The sequence below is a fragment of the Phaeodactylibacter luteus genome (assembly GCF_007993045.1).
GTDB classification, from domain to species: Bacteria; Bacteroidota; Bacteroidia; order Chitinophagales; family Saprospiraceae; genus Phaeodactylibacter; species Phaeodactylibacter luteus.
The window spans coordinates 1-14,555 of the sequence record NZ_VOOR01000044.1; the positions used below are offsets into that span (position 1 = coordinate 1).

16 protein-coding genes are annotated in these 14,555 nt (G+C 54.2%); 9 read left to right on the forward strand and 7 right to left on the reverse strand.

The window, feature by feature from the left end:
• The coding region (locus FRY97_RS17050) for a glycoside hydrolase family 30 beta sandwich domain-containing protein (protein WP_170254711.1) at positions 1-415 on the forward strand (415 nt) is incomplete at its 5' end.
• A gap of 325 nt (positions 416-740) precedes the next feature.
• Here FRY97_RS17050 and FRY97_RS17055 read toward each other — a convergent pair.
• The 4 genes from FRY97_RS17055 to FRY97_RS17070 form a co-directional block, all read right to left on the reverse strand.
• On the reverse strand, positions 741-1,688 hold the full coding sequence (locus FRY97_RS17055) for a hypothetical protein (RefSeq protein WP_147168777.1): 948 nt from the start codon (positions 1,686-1,688) through the stop codon (positions 741-743).
• A 57-nt stretch (positions 1,689-1,745) separates the two neighbouring features.
• On the reverse strand, positions 1,746-2,462 hold the full coding sequence (locus FRY97_RS17060) for a hypothetical protein (protein ID WP_147168778.1): 717 nt from the start codon (positions 2,460-2,462) through the stop codon (positions 1,746-1,748).
• On the reverse strand, positions 2,459-2,977 hold the full coding sequence (locus FRY97_RS17065; RefSeq protein ID WP_246141794.1) for an RNA polymerase sigma factor: 519 nt from the start codon (positions 2,975-2,977) through the stop codon (positions 2,459-2,461). Before FRY97_RS17065 ends, FRY97_RS17060 begins: the two co-directional genes overlap by 4 nt.
• Positions 2,978-3,097: 120 nt before the next feature.
• Complete coding sequence (locus FRY97_RS17070; RefSeq protein ID WP_147168780.1) at positions 3,098-3,751, reverse strand: porin family protein; 654 nt, start codon at positions 3,749-3,751, stop codon at positions 3,098-3,100.
• A gap of 191 nt (positions 3,752-3,942) precedes the next feature.
• Between FRY97_RS17070 and yihA the strand changes: the two genes are divergently transcribed.
• The 4 genes from yihA to FRY97_RS17090 are packed head-to-tail and all read left to right on the forward strand — an operon-like array spanning position 3,943 to position 7,702.
• A complete protein-coding gene (yihA, locus tag FRY97_RS17075) occupies positions 3,943-4,563 on the forward strand; it encodes a ribosome biogenesis GTP-binding protein YihA/YsxC (protein WP_147168781.1) in 621 nt (206 codons plus the stop codon).
• A 36-nt stretch (positions 4,564-4,599) separates the two neighbouring features.
• Positions 4,600-6,309 (forward strand): 1-acyl-sn-glycerol-3-phosphate acyltransferase, encoded by a 1,710-nt coding sequence (locus FRY97_RS17080; RefSeq protein WP_147168782.1) that lies wholly within the window; start codon positions 4,600-4,602, stop codon positions 6,307-6,309.
• 29 nt (positions 6,310-6,338) lie between these two features.
• Complete coding sequence (locus FRY97_RS17085; protein ID WP_147168783.1) at positions 6,339-7,163, forward strand: ion transporter; 825 nt, start codon at positions 6,339-6,341, stop codon at positions 7,161-7,163.
• Positions 7,160-7,702 (forward strand): 3'-5' exonuclease, encoded by a 543-nt coding sequence (locus tag FRY97_RS17090; protein WP_147168784.1) that lies wholly within the window; start codon positions 7,160-7,162, stop codon positions 7,700-7,702. Before FRY97_RS17085 ends, FRY97_RS17090 begins: the two co-directional genes overlap by 4 nt.
• A gap of 53 nt (positions 7,703-7,755) precedes the next feature.
• Here the strand turns inward: FRY97_RS17090 and FRY97_RS17095 are convergent, their stop codons facing one another.
• A complete protein-coding gene (locus FRY97_RS17095) occupies positions 7,756-8,538 on the reverse strand; it encodes a 3-keto-disaccharide hydrolase (protein WP_147168785.1) in 783 nt (260 codons plus the stop codon).
• Positions 8,539-9,173: 635 nt separating this feature from the next.
• Here FRY97_RS17095 and FRY97_RS17100 point away from each other — a divergent pair.
• Positions 9,174-10,484, forward strand: coding sequence for a DEAD/DEAH box helicase (locus FRY97_RS17100; RefSeq protein WP_147168786.1), 1,311 nt, complete (start codon positions 9,174-9,176; stop codon positions 10,482-10,484).
• Between the two features lie 93 nt (positions 10,485-10,577).
• Here the strand turns inward: FRY97_RS17100 and FRY97_RS17105 are convergent, their stop codons facing one another.
• Entirely contained in the window at positions 10,578-11,252 is a 675-nt protein-coding gene (locus FRY97_RS17105) for a hypothetical protein (protein WP_147168787.1), read from the reverse strand.
• A 463-nt stretch (positions 11,253-11,715) separates the two neighbouring features.
• Between FRY97_RS17105 and FRY97_RS17110 the strand changes: the two genes are divergently transcribed.
• Complete coding sequence (locus FRY97_RS17110) at positions 11,716-11,931, forward strand: hypothetical protein (RefSeq protein ID WP_147168788.1); 216 nt, start codon at positions 11,716-11,718, stop codon at positions 11,929-11,931.
• Between the two features lie 84 nt (positions 11,932-12,015).
• Positions 12,016-12,579, forward strand: coding sequence for a pentapeptide repeat-containing protein (locus FRY97_RS17115; protein ID WP_147168789.1), 564 nt, complete (start codon positions 12,016-12,018; stop codon positions 12,577-12,579).
• A gap of 68 nt (positions 12,580-12,647) precedes the next feature.
• On the opposite strand, the gene FRY97_RS17120 is transcribed toward FRY97_RS17115, so the two are convergent.
• On the reverse strand, positions 12,648-14,177 hold the full coding sequence (locus FRY97_RS17120; RefSeq protein ID WP_147168790.1) for a SulP family inorganic anion transporter: 1,530 nt from the start codon (positions 14,175-14,177) through the stop codon (positions 12,648-12,650).
• Between the two features lie 76 nt (positions 14,178-14,253).
• Here FRY97_RS17120 and FRY97_RS17125 point away from each other — a divergent pair, with 76 nt between their 5' ends.
• Positions 14,254-14,466 (forward strand): hypothetical protein, encoded by a 213-nt coding sequence (locus FRY97_RS17125; protein ID WP_147168791.1) that lies wholly within the window; start codon positions 14,254-14,256, stop codon positions 14,464-14,466.
• The last annotated feature ends 89 nt before the right edge of the window (positions 14,467-14,555 follow it).

Below are 14,555 nucleotides of genomic sequence, written 5' to 3' on the forward strand. Positions count from 1 at the left end.
GCCTGTATACCGTTATGCGCGCGACATCATAGGCTGCCTGAACAGCCACGTAGATGGGTGGGTGGACTGGAATATGGTGCTAGACCGGCAGGGTGGCCCGAACTGGGCCAAAAACTGGTGTGTCGCCCCGGTCATAGCGGACCCGGAGCAGGACGAGGTGTACTTCACGCCTTTGTATTATACCCTGTCCCATTTTAGCCGGTTCATCCGGCCCGGCAGTGTGCGCATTGGGCTGGATCTGGAGGATGAAAGCTTGCGTGCTACGGCCGTGGAGAACCCGGATGGCAGTATAGCGGTCGTGCTCTTCAACCCCGGGGCCGAAGCGCGCAGCCTGGAGCTTGCCCACAATGGCCAGATGGCCACTGTCACGATATCGGCCCAGGCCATTCAGACTATTATCATCCCCAAGGCTTGAACAGCCGGGCTTCGTCCAATCTATAGTTTGTTGCTATTGCACTGAGAGAAGAAGGCTAGCGGACAGGCGCTTAAGTATCTGATCGATAAATGGTGGAGTAGGGCTGATCATCTGTTTTTGTGTGTCGGCCCTGCTCTTGCCAGCCGGCTATGCCCCTCTTTGCCTATTACGTCATGGAGCCGTGCAAAGAGGCTTATGGCGTGATATACTAGCCCTTAGTGGGAAGCACAATGCCCCTGCCCGGCAATGTAAGATACTGCCAAGGGACAGATTGCTGATGCTGTGTCCGCATCATTATTCTAGCTGGCAAGAAGAGCTCCCCACCTTAAAACCCTTTATGGCCCGAGTTTTTGTCCTTTTCCAGGTAGATGTCACCGAAGGAGACAGAGATGGTGATGTTGGGGTAATACTCCTGTTGTGGCTGGAAAGAGACTTGTTTTAAAGCCTCCGTATTTTTAAGGAACTCCATGCGCAGGTCGCTGGGGAAGATGATCCTGCCATGGGCAGCGGTAAGGGCGTAAGCATTTTCCAGCAGTTTCCTATCAAAGAGGTAGACATTGCTTTTCTCTGCCTGTATGTTGAGGTCCAGTAAGCCAGAAGAAGCAGATAAGATGCGGATTTCCCCGTACTCTGCCTGTATGTTGTAGCGCCCTTGAATCTCTTCGAGTACGAGGTCGGAGCGGCGGGTGCTGATCTGGATCTGCCCATCGAGCTGACGCCCTTGTATGTCTCCAAACCGGGAATCCATGTCTATTTCCCCGCTTACATTTTCCAGCCCCAGCGGGCTGAACTCCCCTTGGTAGCGGAAACGTTTTTCGAGGTTGGCCACCTGTGCAGCACCGAAGTAATTTTTAAGGTACACAGGGCAATCTTTGGGGACTTTCACTTGGTACTTGGCCTGCATATTGGAAGCGGGCGGAGCTTCGCCTTCTGCAATGGAAAGGTAGTTGCGCACATAAATTTTGTTGCGGACCCGGTCAGCCACATATTTCATTTTTTCCACATCTGCTTCGGCCACTGCTTTGTCCGGGTGGCGTGCCACGAACTGCACTTCGAAGAGTATTTCGTCCCGGTCCCAAGTCATTATGGAGACATCGGCTTTCTCCCCTTCAATATTGACTTCATACCCACTTTGGTAGGCAAACCGCTTTTCTAATTTTTTGGTGATCACATGCAAATCTTGCCCTTGGGCAGCCAGCTTTGCGCCAGGGGACAGCACAGTCAGGGCTGTCGATAGCCCGATAAGGAGGAGGGTAGCAGCATGGGCGTTCATACGATTTGACATTTTTTTCATTTTCAAGGTAGGTCGTTACCAAATATTTGGGCAAGCCTAGATTTCCCGGACCATTTTTTGGATAAGGCCAGCACGTTCCCGCTCTATTTCGCCAATCTGCCGGATGAGCGCCGGGTCTTGCCCATATCTGGCCATTATAGACTTGATCTCTTCGTGTGCAGCAGACAGCTCCTTCCATTCCTGCAAAGTACGTTGGTATTCAGGGTGGCGCTGGGCCACAGGGTCTTCGCGGAAAGCGACGACAACAGCCTGCACGCCCTCTGCTTCAGCGGCAGGAGGGGAGGATCCCATCAGGCTGGGGTCTAAAGCTGAAGCCCCATATTCATAAGCCACTTTCAGCCCGCTTTCCCCCGTTGCAGGCCAAACTGCCCAAAGGGCAGCCAATAGGGCTGCTGTTGCGGCAGCAGCCTGTAATATTTTTGGCCAGAGCCGCCGTCTTTTCCCAGTCGGGCCAAGCCGCTGTTCAATGTCCTCCCAAGCAGATTCAGGAGGGGTGTAGACAGGGAGTCCGCTCAGCGCAGTGCGGAAGGCTATCCCCTGTGGGCTTTGGCCCAACCGCTCTGCGATGGCATCCCAGTTTTCGGCCCCAGGCTCGTATTTGGGCAGAGCTGCTAAGGCCTGCCGCAGGGGCTGTTCTTCCTTTTGCCGGGCGAGTGTTTGCTCCACATTGCCCCACAGGCTATCCGGAGGGCTATAGCCCGGCAACTGCGCTACAGCACGGTCCAGAGTGGGCTTGTTGATTTCTTGCTTCATGGCAAATCGTATTGGCTGAGAGATGCGCGCAGGCGTTTTTTGGCATAGAAGAGCTGTGATTTGGAAGTGCCGACAGATATGCCGAGCATATCGGCCACTTCCTTGTGGGGATAGCCTTCAATTTCGACCAAGACAAATACGGCCCGGTAGCCTTCAGGCAGAGCCAGGATGGCTTTTTCCAAATACTCTGCATCAAGGCGGTGCCCCCAGTCTATTGGCTGCTCTAGCAATTGCGGGTCGAGCGCTTCAAAACGGATCTGTTTGCGGATGTGGCTCAGGGCTGTACGAACGACAATAGTCTTTATCCAGGCACCGAGGGTAGATTCTCTTCGGAACCGGGGCAGGGCCCGGAAGACTTTGATGAAGGCATCCTGAAGCACATCATTGGCCGCATCAAAATCATTGGTGATGCGGTATGCTGCTGTGTACATGGCCCGGCTGTAACGCTCGTACAGCGCGCGCTGCGCGAGGCGGTCGTCAGCTAGGCAGCCTTCGATAAGTTCGGATTCCGTCATACTATTGTGCGCATAAACCATGAGCCTGCTGCATTCCTCTGAGTGTTACAATTGTGCTAAAAAGACAGGGGCACAGGCGGGTTGGGTTGTATGGGTTAAAAAAAAGCACTGCCCTGCGGGCTATTTGCCGAATAGCAGCCCCACCGTAAACTGAAGGCGGGCCGGGCTTTCGCTGAAGGCATACCGCTCGCCATTGAAGTAGATATGGTCTCCGAACTTGGTGAAGTTGCCTTCGTAGCGGAAGTCGAACATCAGGTTCCAGATATCGAGACCTATCCCGGCCTGATAGCCGTAGGTGAGGTCGTCAAACCGTTGTTCATAGCTGTCATAGGTGAGCAGATCGGAAGTGCTATTGATGTAAAGGTGGCCAACGGGGCCTGCGGCAACCCTCAAAGGTCCCAAGCGGTACTGCAGCAGCATGGGAAGGTCTAGGGTCTGGTATTTTTCTGAGAGGATGCGCATGGCAGCCCCGCTCCCGCTGAGCTCTTCCACCTGGTAGTCTACCCGGTTAGAATTGAAGAGTGCTTCAGGTTGCAGCAGCAGCTTTTCGCCCAGCGGGATTTGCAGGACCAGGCCTGCCTGTATGCCAAAGCGGGCCTCTTCCAAATCTAGATTGAGGGCCGGGCTGCCGCCGGAGGCAGGCACAGCCACTTCACCGACCTGCAGGTCGGTGGTGAACATCCCGCCTCGTACACCAAGGCGGACTTGCCCCAGGAGCGGCTGCCCGTACAGCAGCAATAGGGCGAGCAGGGGCAGCATCAGATGGTTTTTCATAATTGGTGGCTTTTTGGTAGTGGTGAAAAGGAGAAAAGGAAAGGCCAAAAAGGCTTACAAATGTACCGAACCTGAATTTTTAATAACCATTTTTTTAGGGTATTATTGTCGTTTTAGGCAGCGGGGCACCGGACAGCCCCGCTCCGTTCCGGCAGAATTTTAGCAGGCCGGCAGGCCAAAGCAGAAAGACTATGGTGATCAAGTACGCAGATTTTATAGGCAGTTATGCCAAGGAGACACAGTGCCCACGGGACAATAAGCCTGAATACGCATTCATTGGCCGCTCTAATGTGGGCAAGTCTTCTTTGGTGAATATGTTGTGCGGCCGCAAGGACATGGCCCGGACTTCCCGCACGCCGGGGAAAACACAGCTGCTGAATTATTTCATGATCAATGGGGAGTGGTACCTGGTCGATCTGCCGGGGTACGGCTACGCCAAAATCTCAAAGAAAAAGCGTAAGGAATGGGAGCGGATGATACGCGACTACCTTACCCACCGAGCCACGCTGCAGTCGGCTTTCGTCCTGGTCGACAGCAATATCCCGCCTCAGCAGATTGATATCGACTTCATGAATCAGCTGGGGGAGATGCAGATCCCCTTTGCCATCGTTTATACCAAATCCGACCGCCTGAAGCCACAAGAGCTGGAAAGCAACCTCCAAGCCATACGGGCGGCCATCCTCGAGCATTGGGAAGAACTGCCCCCGGAGTTTATTTCCTCTGCCAATACCGGGCTGGGCAGGGAGGAGATTTTGGCCTACATTGAGCAGGTCAATGCCCATTACGCAGATTTTTTGGAAAACCACCTGTAGGCGCTTGGGCATTAGCGGGAAGGACAAAGGAACAATATGGACGAGCAAAAAAAGAACAGCGGGTACGACCACGTCATCCCGGATATAGCAGATTGGCCAATCTACAAGTTGAGCCAAGACCGCCGTCATTTCATTGCAGAGATCAACACCTTCACTCTAGAGCGCCTCATGCAGCAGCCTACGGGCAAACTGACCGATATGCTTTCCAAGGCGATCTATCAGGAGCGTGCACGGATGAAGGAGGAGCCCTGGAAGGTAGATCCGCCCAACGAGAAGCAATTTTGGCGCAAAATCAGGGGGCAGCTGCTCGGGCAGTCGCTTGACCGCAGCGAGGAGGAAGCCCGTGCGACCAATGAGGAGATCTTGCGCAAGATTATCCACCGTTATGCGGAGGAGATTGTCGGGACCTTCCAAATCAAGACCTTCCTGTTCGCCAGGCGGTTCCTTACGCTATTCTTTACCCGGCTGCTGAATACGGCAGCTAGCAGGAACTGGCGCCGTTTTTTCGGTTCCCGCCACCGGCTTGTAGACCGCCTGCTCGTGGAAGGGCAGGTGGAGGCCGTGCGCGAGCTCATGAAAAAAGGGACGGTCATCATGGTGCCTACCCACTTCAGCAACCTCGACTCTATCCTGATCGGCTATGCCCTCGACTCCTTCGCAGGGCTGCCCTCTTTTAGTTATGGGGCCGGGCTGAACCTTTACAATACGGGGTATACCGCTTACTTCATGAACCGCCTGGGCGCCTACCGGGTAGACCGAAGAAAGAAGAACACCATCTATCTGGAAACGCTCAAGGCTATGTCCAACCTGTCTATACAGCGCGGAGTGAACAGCCTATTCTTCCCCGGCGGCACCCGCTCGCGCTCTGGCGCGCTGGAGACCAAGCTGAAGCTCGGGCTGCTGAGCACGGCAGTGGAAGCGCAACGGGGCATTTATGAGCAGGGGAGAACGGAAAAAGTGTTCATCTGCCCACTGATACTGAGCTACCACTTCGTCCTTGAAGGGCAGTTCCTCATTGAGCAGCACTTGAAGCGGATGGGGCGTGAGCGGTACATCAAGTCGAAAGATGAGTTTTACAGCCTGCGCAAGCTGGCCAAATTTGCCTGGCAGTTTTTCTCGGAAGAGAACGACATCACCCTGTCTTTTGGGCAGCCTATGGATGTTGTGGGCAACTATGTGGATGCGCAGGGGCGGAGCTTCGACCAATACGGCAATGAAATTGATCTGAGGGAGTATTTTTACAGCAGCGGCAGAGTAGCCAAAGACCTGCAACGGGAGTCGGAGTACACCAAACAGCTGGGGGACCGCATCGTAGACCGCTACTTCCGTGACAATATCGTACTGACTAGCCACCTGATAGCCTTTGCTGCTTTTCAAGTGCTGAAGAACAATTTCAAGCGCCTAGATCTGTACGGGCTGCTCCGCCTGCCTGCCGAGGACTACATTTTCCCAATTGGCACGATAAAGGATGTTGTCGCTCAGCTAAGGGACGAGCTCCGGCAGCGGGCGGCGGCCGGCAAGATCAAAATGTCGGAGCAGTTGTCCTGGGATTTGGACAAGCTGATAGCGGATGGCGTCAACCGCTTGGGCACCTACCACGTCGATAAGCCACTGAGGTATAATAAGGAAGGGCAGATCATCAGCGAAAGCTTCAAGGTGCTCTATTTCTACCACAACCGCTTGGACGGTTACGGGCTGGAGCACACCATACAGTGGAAAAAAGAGTACGCGCTGCAACTGGTATAACAATAGTCCTGGACGAACACCTGTAAGCTATGCTGAAGCGATTTTTCCTTTCAGAGCGGAATATGATGGGGGCTATCCTGCTCAATGCAGTAGTCCTTTTTCTGTTGTACTTCCCAGCTTACAAGCACAACGATTGGCTCGAGCGCATTGACCACTTGTTCATCCTTTTCTTCTTATTGGAAGCAGGGGTGAAGATGTATATTTTGAAGCCTAAAGTGTACTTCGCAGATAGCTGGAACCGCTTTGACCTGGTGATTGTCTTGGGGTCGATACCAGCCCTGCTGGTACAAGTGATACCGGTGCCGGACACCTCTCTGTTGATCATTTTGAGGCTGTTCAGGCTGGTCCGGCTGATCCGCTTCATCCGTTTTGTACCCCACTTAGGCAAGGTCATTTCAGGTTTGGGAAGAGCTTTGCAAGCCTCCGTTTTTGTACTGTTGGCCCTGGTTTTCCTCAACCTTTTGCTGGCGATATTCACCTGTCACTTTTTTGCAGACATTGCGCCCGGCTATTTTGGCGACCCCCTGATATCGGCCTATTCCATCTTTCAGATGTTCACGGTGGAAGGTTGGAATGAGATCCCTGCAGACATCGCGGCAGCGCTCAGGGATCGGGAAAAAAACGGGGAGGCGGTGATGAGGACCGATGTGCTGATTGGGCTGACCCGGCTATACTTTGTGCTCGTCGTTTTGTTGGGCGGCGTTTTCGGGATGTCCCTGGCCAATGCTGTTTTTGTTGATGAGATGACGATGGACAACAACGATGCGCTTGAGGATAAAATAGATGGGCTGAAGGAGGAGATTCAGGAGCTGAAAGCCATGCTCCGCAACCAGGCAAACGACAAAAAGCTATGAACTTCATTGTATACGATATAGAAGCCACTTGCTGGGAGGGGCGGCCGCCGAATAAGGTGCAGGAAACGATTGAGATCGGCGCGGTCTCCCTCAACCGCTTTGGCGAAGTGCTGGGCACCTTCAACAAGTTCATACGGCCGGTGCTCAACCCCAACCTTTCCATGTTCTGCCGCAACCTGACGGGCATCCCGCAGGAGTACGTCGACCGGTCAATGGAGTTCCCAGAAGTCGTGGAGGTTTTTCAAGACTGGGCCTTGGTTTTTGAAGAAGATTACCTGCTGTGCGCCTGGGGCTCTTTTGATCAAAAACAGCTTATACGGGACTGCGAGCTGCACAGGCTGGAGTCAGATTGGCTGGAGCCTTACTTCAATGTGAAAAAAGAGTATCAGCAGCTCAAGCGCCTCCGGAAGCCTTGGGGGTTGAGGAAATGTGTAGAAAGAGAGGGTTTTGAATTTACTGGAGACCACCACCGGGCGATTGACGATGCGGAGAATTTGGCCAAGGTATTCGCCAAATACCTGGATGAGTGGCAGTATTAGCAGAAAGGCTGTGCTCAAGGCGCATCGAGGCCAGCCCTTCTGCTGTTCAGGTATTACAGTTCGCGTATTTTAATATTTTTGAACCAAACTTCGCTGCCGTGGTCTTGCAGCCCGATATAGCCTTCGCGCACTTTTCCGTAATCAGGGTAGTCTTTCCACTTGCCCTCCTTTTTGTTGATCTGCCATTGGATGGAGTTGGGGTAAAATCCGATCGTCTTCCGCCCATTTAGCGTATAGGTGGCCTGCTGAGGAGTGAAAGTGATGGTGGAGGTGTTCCATTCGCCGGCAGGCTTAGTCAGCCTGGGGATTGAGGGCTCGAACATGGCGTAGTCGGCCCCTGTGACCTGCCAAGGCTCTAGGGGCTCTGGGAAATTCTCCTCATCGATGATCTGGTACTCTGGCCCTGTCTCATAGGGCGTGCTGAAACGCTCCTCCTCCCTTACGTGATAAAAAATGCCACTATTGCCGCCTTCTGCTATTTTCCAGTCCACTGTCAGTTCAAAGCTTTCAAACATTTGTGCGCCATATAGGATATCGCCTGCGGCGTCTCCGCCCTGGCCTGAGGCTTTGAGCGTGCCATTTTCGACAGACCACCCTAAGGGCATCCCTTCTTGTTGGAAGCCCCGCCAGCCATCAGCAGATTTTCCGTCGAACAATAGTTTCCAGCCCGTGGCCGCTTCCTTTTGAGAGAGGGTGTTGTCAGGCAGGTTGGGCTCTTCTTCGAATTGGGCCGGGGGAGCAGCCGGCTGTGCCTCAGATTGGGCGGTGTTGTTGTCGGCAGCACAGGCAAAAAGCCCGAAGGCCAGAGCGAACAGTAAGCTCAGATTTTTGATCATGGTAAATCGTTTTGGTAGTCTGTGGGCAAATGTACACTTTACCTCGGAAAAAGGGATGCAGTACAAATGGGGGCTGCCTATCTTATGAGTGGGCATAAGCTGCCTGCCAAGCCGGTTTTAGAAACGAAAATTGTAGCGGGAGAATATAGGGCAGAGGCGGGCATGCTCTTTTTGAAGAAGAAGAAAATCTGTACGGGCATTTTGAGCGTGTTGGGGCTTTAGTAATCGGTCTATCCCGCTAGACAGCGGGACACTTTTTCGCTTATACTTCGCCCCGAAAATCCTTCCCGCTTTTGTGCATCAAAAGCGGGCTTGGCTAAACTCCGGTTTTCGACTAGAAGGCCAAAATCCCAACACGCTCTCTTAGATCACTGCCCTGTCAGGTGCAGGCCGTCTTTTTAGGTGGTATGCCCCTTCCTATGCCGGACGAGCGATGCGGAGGGGTGGCAAGCCCGATAGGGCCGAGCGCAGAGCGAGCCCCGGAGCGTAGCGGCCCCAGCTGTCAGGCTGGGGCGGCCCCAAAAATGACAATCGTGTTTTTACCTTTTAGCCTTTTGTTGCACGGTGGGGGGAGGCTGTGATGGGGCGTGGTGAGTATATATGCTGCCTACCTACTTTTTCTCTACCTTTGGCCTATGTCCAAAGTAAAAGACCAACAAGCCATGCTGGAGAAGCTTGGCATAGCCGAGCTCAACCCCATGCAGTCCGCTGCGCATCAAGCCATAGCTGAACAGCCTGAGCTGATCCTGATAGCCCCTACGGGCACGGGCAAGACCCTGGCTTTCCTGCTGCCGGTCATAGCGCGGCTAGACCCCGGCCTTGAGGCGGTGCAAGCGCTCATTTTGGTGCCTTCCCGGGAGCTGGCCATCCAAATTGAGCAGATTGCCCGGGATATGGGCAGTGGGTTTAAAGTCAATGCCGTTTATGGTGGCCGTGCGGGCTATAAAGATAAGCAGGACCTCAAGCACCCGCCTGCGATCTTGGTAGGCACGCCGGGGCGCATTGCCGACCACATTGAGCGGGAGCACGTGGGCATGGAGCAGGTCAAGGCTCTGGTCCTCGATGAGTTCGACAAGTCGCTGGAGACTGGTTTTGAAAAGCAGATGCGGGGGATAATAGCGTGCATGCCTGCTGTGGAGCGGAAAATCCTGACTTCTGCTACTCAAAATGTCAATATACCTGATTTTGTTGGGCTGAAGGCCCCCGTCCGGTTGCAGTTTGGGGCAGAAGAGGCCTCACAGTTGGCGCTAAAAGCCATAGCTGCAGATGAGGTAGATGAGTATGGTGCCTTGGCACTGCTGTTGGCGGAGCTAGGGGAGGGAAGGGGCATAGTGTTTTGCAGCCTAAAGGAGACGCTGAACGAGGTGAGCGTTTTCTTGAGTAGGAAGAAAATCGCCCATGCTTCTTTTTATGGCGGCATGGGCCAATTGGAGCGGGAGCACGCCCTGATCCAATTCCGCAATGGCACCCACCGCATACTTTTGTCGACCGACTTGGCGGCCCGGGGGCTAGATATACCCGAGCTAGATTACATCATCCACTTTGAGTTCCCCTTCGATGAAGCTTCTTTCGTCCACCGCAACGGGCGTACAGCCCGTATGCACAGCGAAGGGGCGGCCTACCTGATCAAGCCTCGGGGCAGGCAGCTGCCTCATTATGCCCGGGGGGCGGAGATGGTAAAGCTTTCTGGCAGCGGTAAGCCTGCCCTCAGCCATTGGGCAACCCTTCATATGCTGGGCGGGCGTAGAGATAAAATCTCCAAGGGGGATATTGCCGGCTTGTTCCTCAAAGAGGGCGGCCTCGAGCCTGGGCAGTTAGGGGTCATCGAGCTCAAGCAAGATGCGGCCTATATTGCTGTGGATAGGGGGCAAGCGGATAGGCTGGCCAAAGCGCTGGACAACAAAAAGCTGAAGAAGAAAAAGATCCGGCTGCGCTTGATGGATTGAGGCCGATCCGCCCTTGGGCCTTTGGGCTGCCGAAAAAAGCCCCGGGCAGCAACAGCCGCCCGGGGGGATGTCCATAGGAATATGGGATAAGGGCTATTCGAGCTCTGCAACTACTGTAGACATGCCCACTGCCAGCGGTACTGCTGTGCCCCCGCCGCCAAGGAAGCCAATGCCGGCCCCCGCGGCGTCTGCCAAGACCACCTGCCACCATTTGGGCTTGCCATTTGCACGGTGCTGCAGCCAATATTGGCTGGAGTGGCGCGCGGTAGCCAGGAAAGCCATTGCGGCTGGGTAGCCTTCCTGGTCTTCCTGTGCAGACATCAGCTTCACCTCGGCTTCCCTTATGACCTGCTCGATCTCCTTTTGTGCCGCTTGCGTGCCGCCTTCAATAGCGAGCAGCCGGCCGATAGTGGGGCAGATGATGTCTGCCAGGGGCTGTGGGAAATCGAAAACATCGCATAGGGTGGAAGCATTGGCATAATTGGCCTGAGCGAGGGTCTGTTCTTGAGTAAGCCCCAAACGCTCTTTGGTGCCCCGCAGGGCCTGCATGCCGATGCCCTCTTCAAAAGCGGCCTGGAAGATATAGGCCTCCACTTCGAGCGGGGCGTCTATGCCGTCGAGCGCCGCTCTATGTTCGGTGCGCAGCTGGTGCAATTGTTCATTGTGAGCTTCCCCTACGTAGTTGTAAGGGTTTCCGGGCAGCTGCTCTTCTGTTTTTTCGCAGCCGAATAAAAGGAGCACAAACAAAGGCAAAATCAGGTTTTTCATGGTGAGTGTGTTTTTGGGACTGGCTGAGCCAGCCTGTTCATGAATGTGGATTTTGCCTGTAGATGTGCTTTGGCTTGGCCTTCTTACCTTTCGCTGTCAATTTTTTTCAAAAAAAAACAATTACAGGCCCCTGCTGTAAGGATAGGGGCCTGCCCCTGCCCAACGGGCAGGTGCCGCTATGCTGCGGGGCTCGCTGCCCGCTCGGCCCCTCGCCCTACGGGCGTCGGGTCTGGCCTTCGGCCACCCCTTCGCAGCGCTAGGCCAATGCCCAAAAAGCATAACCGCCTGCGACATTTTGGGTTACGCCCGCCCGATGTATCAAGCCTGAGGAAAAATTTCTTCAGGATATGGAATCCGGCTGTTGCTGGTGGCTATTAAATGCTTCCATTGGTGTCTACAAAAAAGCACTCCGTCCACGCAAACACCACAGGTAAGGGTTATGCACTGGGGCAGATCCTGTTCAATGGAGATGAGGCATATCCGGCATTGGCTGCAGCTGCTTGCTAATTTGGGCTCAGCGCCTATCGCGCTCCGCAACCTGAGGTACAACCGTGAGCGCACCTTCGTCCTTGGGCGTTACAGCCTGCCGATGTCCGGCCTTGAGCTTGGCTGTAGCCACAACCTGCCATTGGGCTTGGGCTTGGGCTACCGTGCTGAACTCGGGCTGGCCCGTTTGTAGGGCAGCCCTCGGTTCGGGCGTTTGGCTGATAATGCCTAATTTCCTCCTCATTATCCATATTACCTCATCTCGATATAAAAAGCTATGATCATATCAGGGGAAATAGGCGTAGGCGGCGAGGGCGAATTTCAGCACTCCGATCAGTTTGAAGACTGCCGGTTCAGTGGGCTCAGCCTCTCTACGGCCATGCTCGAGGGGAAGCGCTTTGCAGACTGTACCTTTAGCGGGTGCGACTTGAGCAACGCTGTCTTAGCAGATGTAGCCTTGCAGCAGGTAACCTTCAAATCGTGCCGGCTTACCGGTACCGATTTTACCGCTGTGCGCCCACTTTTACTGCAGGTTCAGCTGTTGAACTGCCAGGCTCACTTTGCGCTTTTTGGAGGTTTGGACCTGAAAGGCTCGCATTTTGAAGGGACAGACTTAACCGGAGCAGACTTTTCAGGGGCAGTGCTAAAGGGGGCGGATTTCACTAAGGCCATCTTGTTCGAGTCGGGCTTTGAAGGTGCCGACCTTTCGAAGGCTGACTTTACAGGAAGCCAGGGGCTGCAGCTCCGTATGGGAGAGGCCCGGCTGGACAAGGCAAAGCTGCCTGTAGGCGCAGCTTTGAGCCTGGTGCGCAGTATGGGGGTGCTCATCTCCGAAGCCTGAGCAAGATCAAAAGAAGGGGGTAGGCCGGGCTTTGGGCATTGCCTTGCCCGGGCCCGGCTGCCAAGCCATTAGAGCTGATCCACTACAAGCTTGTAGTTGGGGTCCTCCATAACATTTACCGTAATGATTTCTTCTGCATTTTTCAGCAGCTTTCGGCAATCGGGGCTTAGGTGCCTGAGGTGCACTTTTTTACCTACTTTTTGGTAGCGCTCCGTGATTTTGTTGAGCGCTTCTATGGCAGACATGTCTACCACACGGCTTTCTGCAAAGTCGATCACGACTTCCTCCGGGTCATTGAGCACATCGAATTTCTCGTTGAACACCGTAACGGAGCCAAAGAACAGAGGCCCATATATCTCATAATGCTTAACCCCCTTATCGTCGACGTATTTCCGTGCCCGGATGCGCTTGGCGTTGTCCCAGGCGAATACCAAAGCAGCAATGATGACCCCGATAAGCACCGCAAGGGCAAGGTTGTGGAGCACTGCTGTAATGCCCGTTACGACCACCATCACAAAGATATCGGATGGGGGCATCTTATTGAACGTCTTCAGGCTGGCCCACTCAAAAGTACCGATAGCGACCATGATCATCAGCCCGGTAAGGGCTGCCATAGGGAGTTTTTCCACCAGCCCAGCACCAAACATGATGAAGATGAGCAGCATGACAGAGGCAACGATGCCAGATAAGCGCGCCCGAGCGCCCGCTGAGATATTGATAAGGCTTTGACCGATCATGGCACAGCCGCCCATGCCGGAGAAAAGGCCAGACAGGATATTGGCGGTGCCCTGAGCCACAGCTTCTTTATTGCCCCGCCCACGGGTTTCCGTAATCTCATCTATGATGTTCAGCGTCAGCAGGCTCTCGATAAGCCCTACCCCTGCCATGACAAGGGCGTAGGGGAAGATAAGGGCTAGGGTCTCGAAGGTGAAGGGGACCACCGGGAGGTGGAATGGGGGGAAACTGCCCTGTATAGAGGCCATATCGCCTACCGTCCGGGTGTCTAGCCCCAACACCGTCACCAGCCCAAACACCACAAGTATTGCTGCCAGAGAGCCGGGGAAGGCTTTAGTCAGCTTGGGAAGGCCCCAGATGATGAACATGGTGAGCAGCACCAGCCCTAGAAAAATATAGAGCATATTGCCCGACATCCAAGCCCCGTCCGGAGCTTTGAACTGCTCCAGCTGTGACATGAAGATGATGATGGCCAAGCCGTTCACAAAGCCGAAAATGACAGGGTGGGGCACAAGCCTCATCAGCTTCCCGAGCCGGAGCACGCCCGCTCCAACTTGCAAAAGGCCAGACAGGATCACAGTGGCAAAAACATATTCTACCCCATGGGAAAGGGCAAGCTCTGCTATAACCACAGCGACTGCCCCCGTAGCGCCTGAAATCATGCCAGGGCGGCCGCCCAATATGGAGGTCACCAGGCCCATCATAAAGGCCGCGTACAGCCCAGTGAGCGGGCTCAGCCCGGCAATGAAAGCGAAGGCTACTGCTTCAGGGATCAGCGCCATAGCAACGGTGAGCCCTGAAAGGACTTCGGTTTTATAATCGACTTTCTGCTTGAGGTCAAAAAGGTTGAAAATCTTCTGCATAATGATGTTTTGCCCTTTATTTTAAAAAGCTGAGCAGTTGCTGCAAAGCGGGAAGGTATGATACTATTGGGTTGGGTTGAGCGGCGCAAAAGTAGGTTTTTTCGCTCAGGCAAGCCTTGGTTGCAGATTGTTTTTTCGTAAACAAATGCCTTGGGGTGCGGATTTGGAATTATATTTCGCTATGCTGCTGTTTGCTTTTGTTTCAGCAGGGCACAGCGGTGCACAGGAAATTTGTTTTGGCAGCAAAAAAGCCTGGCGCTCCGCAAAACGTCAGGCTTTTTGGGCGTGAACCAAAATGCTGCAGGCGTTCCTGCTTTTTGGGCTTTAGCCTGGCACCGGCCTAGCGCTGCGAAGGGGTGTGAAGCCCGACAGGGCCGA

Excerpts from the sequence above, each read along its gene's own strand:
- FRY97_RS17115 (WP_147168789.1), top strand. The coding sequence starts at position 12,016 with ATGATCATATCAGGGGAAATAGGCGTAGGCGGCGAGGGCGAATTTCAG.
- FRY97_RS17060 (WP_147168778.1), bottom strand. The coding sequence starts at position 2,462 with ATGAAGCAAGAAATCAACAAGCCCACTCTGGACCGTGCTGTAGCGCAG.
- FRY97_RS17105 (WP_147168787.1), bottom strand. The coding sequence starts at position 11,252 with ATGAAAAACCTGATTTTGCCTTTGTTTGTGCTCCTTTTATTCGGCTGC.
- FRY97_RS17080 (WP_147168782.1), top strand. The coding sequence starts at position 4,600 with ATGGACGAGCAAAAAAAGAACAGCGGGTACGACCACGTCATCCCGGAT.
- FRY97_RS17070 (WP_147168780.1), bottom strand. The coding sequence starts at position 3,751 with ATGAAAAACCATCTGATGCTGCCCCTGCTCGCCCTATTGCTGCTGTAC.
- FRY97_RS17110 (WP_147168788.1), top strand. The coding sequence starts at position 11,716 with ATGGAGATGAGGCATATCCGGCATTGGCTGCAGCTGCTTGCTAATTTG.
- yihA (WP_147168781.1), top strand. The coding sequence starts at position 3,943 with ATGGTGATCAAGTACGCAGATTTTATAGGCAGTTATGCCAAGGAGACA.
- FRY97_RS17090 (WP_147168784.1), top strand. The coding sequence starts at position 7,160 with ATGAACTTCATTGTATACGATATAGAAGCCACTTGCTGGGAGGGGCGG.
- FRY97_RS17065 (WP_246141794.1), bottom strand. The coding sequence starts at position 2,977 with ATGACGGAATCCGAACTTATCGAAGGCTGCCTAGCTGACGACCGCCTC.
- FRY97_RS17120 (WP_147168790.1), bottom strand. The coding sequence starts at position 14,177 with ATGCAGAAGATTTTCAACCTTTTTGACCTCAAGCAGAAAGTCGATTAT.
- FRY97_RS17100 (WP_147168786.1), top strand. The coding sequence starts at position 9,174 with ATGTCCAAAGTAAAAGACCAACAAGCCATGCTGGAGAAGCTTGGCATA.
- FRY97_RS17055 (WP_147168777.1), bottom strand. The coding sequence starts at position 1,688 with ATGAACGCCCATGCTGCTACCCTCCTCCTTATCGGGCTATCGACAGCC.
- FRY97_RS17095 (WP_147168785.1), bottom strand. The coding sequence starts at position 8,538 with ATGATCAAAAATCTGAGCTTACTGTTCGCTCTGGCCTTCGGGCTTTTT.
- FRY97_RS17085 (WP_147168783.1), top strand. The coding sequence starts at position 6,339 with ATGCTGAAGCGATTTTTCCTTTCAGAGCGGAATATGATGGGGGCTATC.